This window comes from Xenorhabdus griffiniae (genome assembly GCF_015163655.1).
GTDB lineage: Bacteria > Pseudomonadota > Gammaproteobacteria > Enterobacterales > Enterobacteriaceae > Xenorhabdus > Xenorhabdus griffiniae.
The window spans coordinates 1-9624 of sequence record NZ_JADEUF010000135.1 but is presented as its reverse complement, the minus strand read 5'-3'; the positions used below and the strand labels follow the sequence as shown (position 1 = coordinate 9624).

At 54.8% G+C, this 9624-nt stretch carries 14 protein-coding genes; all 14 read left to right on the top strand.

Features of this window, described 5'->3' with window-relative positions; translation table 11 throughout:
- The first annotated feature begins 121 nt into the window (after positions 1-121).
- Positions 122-616, top strand: a complete 495-nt coding sequence (locus IQ211_RS16625; RefSeq protein WP_189760953.1) for a phage terminase small subunit P27 family — start codon at positions 122-124, stop codon at positions 614-616.
- The gene (locus tag IQ211_RS16620; protein ID WP_189760954.1) at positions 613-2343 is read left to right on the top strand and encodes a terminase large subunit; all 1731 of its coding nucleotides are present in this window, start codon (positions 613-615) and stop codon (positions 2341-2343) included. Before IQ211_RS16625 ends, IQ211_RS16620 begins: the two co-directional genes overlap by 4 nt.
- Positions 2340-2501, top strand: coding sequence for a hypothetical protein (locus tag IQ211_RS16615; protein WP_189760955.1), 162 nt, complete (start codon positions 2340-2342; stop codon positions 2499-2501). Before IQ211_RS16620 ends, IQ211_RS16615 begins: the two co-directional genes overlap by 4 nt.
- Positions 2491-3711, top strand: coding sequence for a phage portal protein (locus tag IQ211_RS16610; protein ID WP_189760956.1), 1221 nt, complete (start codon positions 2491-2493; stop codon positions 3709-3711). The genes IQ211_RS16615 and IQ211_RS16610 overlap by 11 nt, the downstream gene beginning before the upstream one ends.
- The gene (locus tag IQ211_RS16605; RefSeq protein WP_189760957.1) at positions 3704-4303 is read left to right on the top strand and encodes an HK97 family phage prohead protease; all 600 of its coding nucleotides are present in this window, start codon (positions 3704-3706) and stop codon (positions 4301-4303) included. The genes IQ211_RS16610 and IQ211_RS16605 overlap by 8 nt, the downstream gene beginning before the upstream one ends.
- A gap of 9 nt (positions 4304-4312) precedes the next feature.
- Positions 4313-5536: a phage major capsid protein gene (locus tag IQ211_RS16600; protein WP_189760958.1), complete on the top strand. Its 1224-nt coding sequence runs from the start codon at positions 4313-4315 to the stop codon at positions 5534-5536.
- Between the two features lie 84 nt (positions 5537-5620).
- On the top strand, positions 5621-5923 hold the full coding sequence (locus tag IQ211_RS16595; RefSeq protein WP_189760959.1) for a head-tail connector protein: 303 nt from the start codon (positions 5621-5623) through the stop codon (positions 5921-5923).
- 9 nt (positions 5924-5932) lie between these two features.
- The gene (locus tag IQ211_RS16590; protein ID WP_189760960.1) at positions 5933-6253 is read left to right on the top strand and encodes a phage head closure protein; all 321 of its coding nucleotides are present in this window, start codon (positions 5933-5935) and stop codon (positions 6251-6253) included.
- Positions 6250-6699, top strand: a complete 450-nt coding sequence (locus IQ211_RS16585; RefSeq protein WP_282885597.1) for an HK97-gp10 family putative phage morphogenesis protein — start codon at positions 6250-6252, stop codon at positions 6697-6699. The genes IQ211_RS16590 and IQ211_RS16585 overlap by 4 nt, the downstream gene beginning before the upstream one ends.
- Positions 6696-7031: a tail completion protein gp17 gene (gene gp17, locus IQ211_RS16580; RefSeq protein WP_189760961.1), complete on the top strand. Its 336-nt coding sequence runs from the start codon at positions 6696-6698 to the stop codon at positions 7029-7031. Before IQ211_RS16585 ends, gp17 begins: the two co-directional genes overlap by 4 nt.
- A gap of 59 nt (positions 7032-7090) precedes the next feature.
- Complete coding sequence (locus IQ211_RS16575; protein ID WP_189760962.1) at positions 7091-7564, top strand: phage tail tube protein; 474 nt, start codon at positions 7091-7093, stop codon at positions 7562-7564.
- Between the two features lie 3 nt (positions 7565-7567).
- Positions 7568-7975, top strand: a complete 408-nt coding sequence (locus IQ211_RS16570) for a phage tail assembly chaperone (protein WP_189760963.1) — start codon at positions 7568-7570, stop codon at positions 7973-7975.
- Positions 7975-8247 (top strand): phage tail assembly protein T, encoded by a 273-nt coding sequence (locus IQ211_RS16565; RefSeq protein ID WP_189760966.1) that lies wholly within the window; start codon positions 7975-7977, stop codon positions 8245-8247. The genes IQ211_RS16570 and IQ211_RS16565 overlap by 1 nt, the downstream gene beginning before the upstream one ends.
- 10 nt (positions 8248-8257) lie before the next feature.
- The coding region (locus IQ211_RS16560) for a tape measure protein (protein ID WP_193836422.1) at positions 8258-9624 on the top strand (1367 nt) is incomplete at its 3' end.

Here is a 9624-nt window from a genome sequence, read left to right as displayed (position 1 = left end):
CCACTCTCACCCTTAAGGACCGCCGCCTTAGGTCTTTTTTTATACCCGCGAAAAATGAAATTTAAATCGGGTGTTTTTGTATCCCTTTTTCACTGTTTCCTGAATACAGGAGGTTCTGAGTATGGCCGGTACGGCGGGTAAGTCAGGCCGTCGCCCCAAGCCGACGGCACGAAAAGAACTGGCAGGCAATCCAGGCAAACGAAAACTGAACCGCGATGAGCCGACCTTCACACCGTTGACCGGCGTGTCACCCCCTGATTGGTTTGTGGAAAACGACTTACCGCTGGCGGTGGTGATGTGGGAGCTGACCAGTCAGGAATTGTGCGCGCAGGGGTTATTGTGTGTCACCGATCTGGCGGTACTGGAACGCTGGTGCGTGGCCTATGAGTTTTGGCGCCGGGCGGTTGCCAATATCGCCCGGCAGGGTAACTCCGTGACCGGAGCGACAGGGGGTCCCATCAAAAACCCAGAACTGACCGCCAAAAAAGAGCAACAGTCTGAGATGGATACCACCGGTTCGATGCTGGGGTTAGATCCCAGCAGTCGCCAGCGTTTGATCGGGGCGGCGGGTCAGGCCAAAAACGACAACCCGTTTATGAGGATGATTTCATCATGAGCCGTAAAGCCTACCCGAATGTCAATGCGGCCAACCAGTACGCCCGCGATGTGGTACGAGGCAAAATTGAGGCAGGCCGCTATGTCAGGGAAGCCTGTCAGCGCCACCTGGATAACCTGAATCAGGAAAAGACCAGGGTATTTAAGTACCGGTTCGATAAAGACCTGGCGGAACGGGCCGCCAAGTTTATTCAGTTATTACCCCACACTAAGGGAGAATGGGCGTTTAAGCGGATGCCTATTACGCTGGAGCCGTGGCAGTTATTTATTGTCTGCTCGGCGTTTGGCTGGGTGCATAAAGGCAGTCGGTTACGCCGCTTTCGTGAAGTCTATACCGAAATTCCCCGTAAAAATGGCAAATCTGCGATTTCGGCGGGGGTGGCACTTTACTGTTTTACCTGTGATGACGAGTTCGGGGCGGAGGTTTATTCCGGCGCCACGACGGAGAAACAGGCATGGGAAGTCTTCCGGCCTGCCCGGCTGATGTGTAAACGTACTCCAATGTTGGTTGAGGCATTCGGCATTGAGGTGAATGCGTCGAACCTGAACCGTCCGGCAGACGATGCCCGATTTGAGCCGTTAATTGGTAATCCCGGTGACGGCCAGTCCCCCAGTTGCGCCATTGTGGACGAATACCATGAACATGATACCGATGATCTCTATACCACCATGCTCACGGGGATGGGGGCGCGGCGTCAGCCCCTGATGTGGGCCATTACGACGGCAGGTTACAACATTGAAGGCCCCTGTTATGACAAGCGCCGTGAGGTCATTGAAATGCTGTCCGGCAATGTCCCCAATGAGGAACTGTTCGGGGTGATTTACACCGTAGATGAGGGGGACGACTGGACCTCACCGGCGGTGTTGCGTAAGGCCAACCCGAATATGGGCGTATCGGTTTATGCTGATTTTTTACTGAGTCAGCAGCAACGCGCCCTGAATAACCCGCGTTTAGCCAGCGTGTTCAAGACCAAGCACTTGAATATCTGGGTCTCTGCGCGGGAGGCTTACTTCAATATGGTGAGCTGGAAACAGTGCGAAGATACCTCACTGACGCTGGAGCAGTTCGAGGGGCAGCCCTGTTTTCTGGCCTTTGACCTCGCCCGTAAGCTGGATATGAACAGCATGGCACGGCTCTTTGTGCGTGAGATTGACGGCAAGCGGCATTTCTACAGTATTGCCCCGCGGTTCTGGGTGCCGTATGACACCGTTTACAGTGTAGAGCAGAATGAGAATCGTCGCAGTGCTGAACGATTCCAGAAGTGGGTGGAAATGGGGTTACTGACCGTCACGGAAGGCGCCGAAGTGGATTACCGTTATATCCTGGAAGAAGCCAAACTTGCCTGCCATCTGAACCCGGTTAATGAAGCCCCGATTGATCCCTATGGGGCGACAGGATTATCCCATGCCCTGGCGGATGAGGGGATTAACCCCATTATCGTGACCCAGAACTTTACCCATATGAGTGATCCGATGAAGGAGCTGGAGGCGGCTATCCAGTCCGGTCGCTTCCATCATGACGGCAATTCGATACTGTCCTGGTGTATCGGTAATGTGGTGGGAAAAACCCTGGGCGGCAATGATGACATTGTGCGCCCTATCAAGGAACAAAAGGACAGCAAAATTGATGGCGCCGTCGCCCTGATTATGGCGATGGGGCGTGCCATTTTACACGAAGAACCCGACTTTCTTTCTAACCTCGACCCGGATGACCTGTTAATGTTATGAAAAATTTACTGATTGATATCACTGCACTGACGGGCGTCGGGGCGGTGCTGGCAGGCTGTTACCTGAAATACGGGTTGGCAAATACCTTGATTATTGGTGGCGGTCTGTTGATTGCCTATGCGCTGGCGGTCGCCAGAAGGGGGAAACATGCTGCTTGATGCCCTGTTTCGCAGTGAACCGCTGGAAAACCCGAAAACCCCGCTGACGACCGAAGCGGCGGATTATGACGGCCTGTTTAATGCTGATGTGTATGTCAGTCCCGAAACCGCCATGAAACTGGCCGCCGTGTATGCCTGTATCTATGTATTGTCCTCGTCGGTCGCTCAGATGCCGTTGCATGTGATGCGCAAGACGGGGCAATCGGTGGAAATGGCCCGTGACCATCCGGTGTTTTACCTGGTGCATGATGAGCCGAACCTCTGGCAGACCAGCTATAAATGGCGGGAGCTGAAACAACGCCATATTCTCGGCTGGGGGAATGGTTACTCATGGGTAAAACGTAACCGCCGCGGGGAGGTGACCACGATTGAGGCCTGTATGCCGTGGGAAACCACCTTGCTCAACACGGGCGGGCGCTATACCTATGGCGTGTATAACGAAGACGGCAGCTTTGCGATTAGCCCTGATGACATGATCCACATTCGCGCCCTGGGTAATAACCGAAAAATGGGCTTAAGCCCCATCCTGCAACATGCGGAAACTATCGGTATGGGGATGAGCGGGCAGAAATACACCAGTGCCTTTTTTGGCGGCAATGCCCGTCCGGCGGGGATTGTTTCCGTTAAGGGAGAGATGAAGCCGGAGGGCTGGGAACGGCTCAAGCAACTGTGGAAAAAAGCCGCTGCCGCCCTGCGTAGTGAGGAAAATAAGACCTTGCTGATCCCGGCGGAACTGGATTACAAAGCCCTGACGGTTTCCCCAGTCGATGCTCAGCTTATCGACATGATGAAACTGAACCGTTCCATGATAGCCGGTATCTTCAATGTGCCCGCTCATATGATCAACGACTTGGAGAAGGCAACTTTTTCCAATATCAGTCAACAGGCCATTCAGTTTGTCCGCTATACGGTGATGCCGTGGGTGACAAACTGGGAACAGGAGCTGAACCGCCGTCTGTTTACCCGTCAGGAGCGGTTGGCCGGATTTTATGTGCGGTTCAATCTGGCGGGACTCTTGCGGGGTACCCCCCAGGAGCGCGCTCAGTTCTACCATTTTGCTATCACCGATGGCTGGATGAGCCGCAATGAGGCCCGTGCCTTTGAAGACATGAACCCAGTTGAGGGACTGGACGAGATGTTGGTCAGTGTCAATGCGGCTCACCCTACTAACCCGACTCCACCCAAACAGGAGGATAAAACTGATGTGTGACAGGGAAATGCGCTGTTACCCCGGTGAGGTGCGCACAGAAACACAGGAAAACCAGCCGACGCGCATTGTCGGTTACGGTTCGGTGTTTAACAGTCGCTCTGAGCCGCTCTGGGGCTTTCGTGAAATCATCAAACCCGGTGCCTTTGATGAGGTACTGAATGACGATGTGCGCGGGCTGTTTAACCATGACCCCAACTTTATTCTGGGGCGCAGCACCGCTGGCACCTTGTCGCTCTCTGTGGATGAGCGCGGGCTGCAATACACCATTCAGGCTCCGGACACCCAGACTATCCGCGATCTGGTCTTGGCCCCTATGCAACGGGGTGACATTACCCAGTCGTCCTTTGCCTTTCGGGTCGCCCGTGACGGCGATCACTGGTACGAGGATGAAGAAGGGATCGTTATCCGGGAAATTAGCCGCTTCTCTCGTTTGTATGACGTGAGTCCGGTCACCTATCCGGCGTATCAGGAGGCGGATTCTGCTGTGCGCTCGCTGACCGCATGGCAAGAAGCTCGCGCCAGTGGCGATTTAACCAAAGCTATCAATCAAAAACAGGCCCGTGAACGCCTGCTAACTTTACTCAATATTTAGGATGGGATCATGAAATTACATGAACTGAAACAACGCCGTAACACCATCGCTACTGAAATGCGTGCCCTGCATGAGAAAATCGGGGATAACGCCTGGACGGAAGAGCAACGCACCGAATGGAACAAAGCTAAAACGGAGCTGGATACTCTCAACGAGCAAATCCAGCGCGAAGAATCGTTGCGCAGTCTGGATCAACAATTGGTGGACAACACCGAACCGGAACAGCGCAAGCAGCCGACTCACCCCGAAACGGAGCAGCAGGAGCGACGCGCAGCCGCCTTTGACAAGTTCCTGCGTCACGGTCTGGGGGAAATGACCGCCGAAGAGCGTCAGGCGCTGCGAGAGTTGCGCGCACAGGGTGTTTCCCCCGATGAAAAAGGCGGCTACACCGTCCCCACCCAGATGTTGAACAAGGTGGTTGAGGCCATGAAAGCCTACGGGGGGATCGCCAGTGTGGCGCAAATCCTCAGTACGTCTACCGGGCAAACTATCGAATGGGCGACCGCCGATGGCACGACAGAAGAAGGTGAATTGTTGGGTGAAAACACCGCAGCCAGTGAAGAAGACACCACGTTCGGTACTGATTCTCTGGGGGCGAAAAAACTGTCCTCCAAAATTATTCGGGTCTCCAATGAGCTGTTGCAGGATTCCGGTATTGATATGGAAGCCTATCTGGCGAAACGCATCGCCCAACGTATCGGGCGCGGTGAAGCCCGGTATCTGGTCAAAGGCACCGGCACGGGCAGTCCGCAACAACCCAAGGGGCTGGAAACCTCGGTGACGGGGACGGTGGATGCCGCCGCCAAATTTAGCTGGAAAGACATGAATGCCCTGAAGCACGCCCTTGACCCCGCGTACCGCAATGTCGGGACCTTCCGCTGGGCGTTCAATGACAGCACGCTGAAACTCATCACCGAGATGGAAGATGCACAGGGGCGTCCGCTGTGGTTACCTGAAATCGCGGGCGTGGTGCCGTCTACCGTGCTGGGTGTGCCGTATGTGATTGATCAAGCGATTGCGGATATGGGCGCGGGTAAGAAATTCATCTACTGCGGGGATTTTAACCGCTTTATCGTGCGCCGCGTGGCCTACATGACGTTGAAGCGGCTGGTTGAGCGTTATGCTGAGTACGATCAGACCGCCTTCCTAGCCTTCCACCGTTTTGACTGCATTCTGGAAGATACCGCTGCCATCAAGGCGCTGATCGGCAAGGGCACCGCTTCTGCGGGTTAATTCTCAGTGAGGAACTTAGGCCGCTTCATAGCGGTTTTTTTTGTGCCTGCAATCTGCAAGGGTTGCGGGTACTCAGGAGATTTTATGCCGTTACCGACATTGGAAAAACTCAGGAAACAGTGCCGGATTGATGGGGGTAATGACCTTGACGATGATTTGCTGCTGACCTATCGGGGGGCAGCAAAGAAGCGGGCAGAAAACTACCTCAACCGGACATTGTATGAAGATGAAATACCAGAAATCGATCCGGATGGCTTAATGATTTCTGATGATATTGAACTGGCGATTATGCTGACTGTGGGGTACTGGTACGAAAACCGTGAAGCCCAGTCCCTACCTACCGGATTCAAGGCACTATTAGAACCGTATCGTTTCATTCCACTCTAGGAGATTAATATGCAAGCAGGACGACTGCGTCACCGCATCACGCTACAGAATTTTACCCAGATCAAATTACCGTCAGGCCAGCGCAGGCAGGAATGGCAGGATGTGGCGACGGTTTGGGCGGAGGTCAGGCATATTAGCGGGCGGGAATTACTGGCGTCTGGCGCCAATCTGTCAGAAACCACGGTCCGTGTCTGGCTGCGTTACCGTGCCGATGTGACCAGTGCATTTCGTATGGTGTTTAGGGGACAGGTTTACGATATTCAGGCTGTCATTCCTGACCCCAAACGCACTCAGCTTGAACTGTTATGTAAACAGGGGGTGAAACCGTGAGTATTCATACGGATCTGGACTTTTCCGGCTTGCAGGCCATCGCGAAAGATTTAGAGCTGCTCAGCAAAGCCGAAAATAATCAGGTCCTGCGAAAAGCTACCTATGCAGCGGCGGGTGTTTTACGCGATGAAGCGCGGGTTAAGGCCCCCAAACGGACAGGCAAGCTGACGCGTAATATCGTGGCGGCCAATCGGCGAACGCAAAACGGCACCGCGTCCGCGGGGGTGTATGTGCGGGGTTCAAACCCATCCGGCACCAACAGCGACACCACCATGAAGAAAAACGATCCCCGTAATGCCTATTACTGGCGTTTTCTGGAGAACGGGACATCAAAAATGGCACCGCAGCCATTTATCCGCCCGGCGTTTGATGCGAAATCGGAGGCTGCCACTGACGCCGCGATACAACGGATGAATCAGGCGATTGATGAGGTGCTGTCGAAATGACCGAGGCTGACATTTTCCCGCTGCTGGACCCGGTACTGCCGGATAAGGTTTTTCCTTACGTAGCACCGCAACGGGAGCCGCCTGTTATGCCGCCGTGGTGTGTCTTTTCGTTCTACAGCCTCGATCAGGATGTCCTGAGCGGGCAGGCGGAAAACCTCACCACCCTGCAAATTGATGTTTATGCTAACACCATTGATGAGGCGCGGGCGATACGGGATAAGGCGCGGGTCGCCCTTGCCGGACTGCACCCCACGGAACTGAGTGAAACCAACAGCTACGAGTCCGATACGGCCCTGTACCGCACCACACTGGAATGCCAGCTCTGGCAATAACCCCCACCGTTTTACCTGGCCATCCATCATGGATGGTTTTTTATTTCTGGAGAATAGCTATGTCAAGCAAATACGAAAAAACCCAGGGCACGAAAGTGAGTATTTCGGCCCATCCTGCCACTGAGGCGAATCCCGCCAATGCCGTCTGGCAGGCGATTGACTGTACCACCAAGGAGATCAGCTACACCGGCGGACAAAAGTCGGACATTGAGGTCACTACCCTGTGCTCCACGGAACAGGAAATGACGAACGGCCTTGCCGCACCGGGGGAAATTACCCTGTCCGGCAACTGGTCAGCGAATGAGGTGGGGCAAAATACCCTGCGTCATGCCTACGATACCGATGAGCTGCATGCCTTTAAGGTGGAATTTCCGACCGGGAACGGTTACGCCTTTCTCGCCGAGGTACGCCAAAACTCATGGAGTGTCGCCACCAGTGGGGTAGTGACCGCGTCATTTACCTTGCGGCTAAAAGGCAAGCCACTTCCCCTGAAACCCGTCCCGTTAACCAAAAATACCCCCCAGGGAGAATAAATTATGGCTAAAAAAATGAACCTCAGAGCACTGGCACTGGCTCCCAATGCCGGCTTTCGCAGCAAACTGATCACCGTACCGGAATGGGATGATGTGACAGTCACGTTGCGCGAACCCTCTGCGGGGGCATGGGGACTCTGGCAGGACATCATATCCCCCAAAGAGGGGGAGGAAGACGGCACCCTGTCCATTGCTGAGAAAACCCACCGTAATATCCGCGGTGATGTCGTGTTGTTTATTGATGTGCTGCGGGATAAGAACGGCGATCCCGTATTCACGAATGAAGATATCGATACCGTGGCGGGGATTTATGGACCGGTTCACAGCCGCTTGTTACAGCAGGCCCTGGAACTCATGGTCTCACAGGCGGATGCAGAAAAAAAGTCAAAGACCCCGCCACCTTCTTCATGATGACACTGGCATTGCGGCTCGGTAAGACCCTGCATGAGCTGCAACGGGAGATGAGCGCCAGTGAGCTACTGTACTGGCTGGCGTATGACACCATCAGCCCAATAGGGGATCGGCGCAGTGATATTCAGGCCGCCCAGATTGCGACCGCCGTGTACCAATCGCAAGGCGGCAAAGTCGCCCTGCCTGATATCCTGCTGCAATGGGGTGAACCCGAAGAAGACAGCGATAACGATAACTCCGGTTTGGAAGCTTTCCTGTCTAACCTGTCTTGAGTGATTTTCTATGGCAAAACTGCGTGAACTGATTATTAAAATCTCAGCCAATTCATCTTCATTTCAGGCTGAGATTGCCCGTGCCTCACGGATGGGGGCGGATTACTACCGAACAATGGAAAAGGGCGGGCGCGGGGCAGCGGCGGCCAGCCGTGACAGTCAGCAGGCGTTGCGGGAACTCAATAGCCAGCTGGCTTCGGTCAAGGCGTCAGCGGTCGGCATGACGGGCGCCTTTGCGGGGATGTTTGCTACCGGACAGCTTATCAACCTGGCGGACAGTTACGACTCATTAAATGCCCGTATCAAGCTGGCGACAACCTCAGTGGAAGATTTTACCCACGCCAAGCAGGGATTGCTGCAAATCAGCCAGTATACCGGCTCCACCTTTGAGTCCAATGCCGCTCTCTTTTCCCGTGTATCCAGTTCACTGCGTGAATATGGCTATACGACTCAGGATATCCTGTCCCTGACGGATGCGTTAGCGACCGGATTACAAGTCTCGGGGGCAACGGCGGCTGAAACTTCGTCCCTGATTGTCCAGTTATCCCAGGCACTTGGACGCGGCGTACTCAGGGGGCAGGATTTTAACTCCGTCGCGCAGTCCGGGCAGCGGATCATGAAAGCGCTGTCAGATGGGTTAGGGGTAGCACAGAAGGACCTGAAAGAACTGGCGGATGCGGGTGAGCTGACCACACCTAAGATTGTGCCCGCCCTGGTCAGTCAGCTGGCAACCTTGCGCAAAGAGTTTGATTCGATGCCGAACAGCGTGAGTGCGGCGTCAACACGGGTGACGAACGCCTTTCAACAGTGGGTCGGCGAAACCAACCGGACCACCTCGGTCACCGCCACCTTATCCGGGGTACTGGATGGGGTCGCGAAAAATATTGATACCGTTGCCGTGGCAGGCGGGGCACTGGTCGCTGTCGGCGCAGCCCGTTTCTTCGGCAATATGGCTTCTGGGGCTGTGACGGCGACAGGCAACATTTGGAAAACCTACCGCGCGGAAGTGAATTTGGCGAATGAGCAGGTCAGGGGAACCCAGATATCGACTGCCAGAGCACGGGCTGCGGTCTATCGGGCACAGCAGGCATTAGCAGCCGCAAAAGGCACCGACAGGCAAACGCAGGCGGAAGAGCGCCTGTCCCGAACGCAGGCAACTCTGTCGCGTAATATTGATGCCCGGACAGCGGCACAGGACAGGCTGAATAAAGTCACCTCACTGGGATCGCGCGTGATGGGCGGTGCGCTGGGACTGATTGGTGGGCCTTTTGGTGCCGCGATGCTGGCAGGCGCTGCTATCTATTACCTTCACCAGAGTCAGGAGCAGGCCAAGCAATCCGCCCTGGAATTGGGGAAAAATACCGATCTGTTGATTGA

What these genes read in the sequence shown, in the direction of transcription:
- IQ211_RS16570 (WP_189760963.1), top strand. Translation starts at nt 7,568, where the DNA reads ATGGCTAAAAAAATGAACCTCAGAGCACTGGCACTGGCTCCCAATGCC.
- IQ211_RS16610 (WP_189760956.1), top strand. Translation starts at nt 2,491, where the DNA reads ATGCTGCTTGATGCCCTGTTTCGCAGTGAACCGCTGGAAAACCCGAAA.
- IQ211_RS16625 (WP_189760953.1), top strand. Translation starts at nt 122, where the DNA reads ATGGCCGGTACGGCGGGTAAGTCAGGCCGTCGCCCCAAGCCGACGGCA.
- gp17 (WP_189760961.1), top strand. Translation starts at nt 6,696, where the DNA reads ATGACCGAGGCTGACATTTTCCCGCTGCTGGACCCGGTACTGCCGGAT.
- IQ211_RS16590 (WP_189760960.1), top strand. Translation starts at nt 5,933, where the DNA reads ATGCAAGCAGGACGACTGCGTCACCGCATCACGCTACAGAATTTTACC.
- IQ211_RS16575 (WP_189760962.1), top strand. Translation starts at nt 7,091, where the DNA reads ATGTCAAGCAAATACGAAAAAACCCAGGGCACGAAAGTGAGTATTTCG.
- IQ211_RS16565 (WP_189760966.1), top strand. Translation starts at nt 7,975, where the DNA reads ATGACACTGGCATTGCGGCTCGGTAAGACCCTGCATGAGCTGCAACGG.
- IQ211_RS16615 (WP_189760955.1), top strand. Translation starts at nt 2,340, where the DNA reads ATGAAAAATTTACTGATTGATATCACTGCACTGACGGGCGTCGGGGCG.
- IQ211_RS16595 (WP_189760959.1), top strand. Translation starts at nt 5,621, where the DNA reads ATGCCGTTACCGACATTGGAAAAACTCAGGAAACAGTGCCGGATTGAT.
- IQ211_RS16600 (WP_189760958.1), top strand. Translation starts at nt 4,313, where the DNA reads ATGAAATTACATGAACTGAAACAACGCCGTAACACCATCGCTACTGAA.
- IQ211_RS16620 (WP_189760954.1), top strand. Translation starts at nt 613, where the DNA reads ATGAGCCGTAAAGCCTACCCGAATGTCAATGCGGCCAACCAGTACGCC.
- IQ211_RS16605 (WP_189760957.1), top strand. Translation starts at nt 3,704, where the DNA reads ATGTGTGACAGGGAAATGCGCTGTTACCCCGGTGAGGTGCGCACAGAA.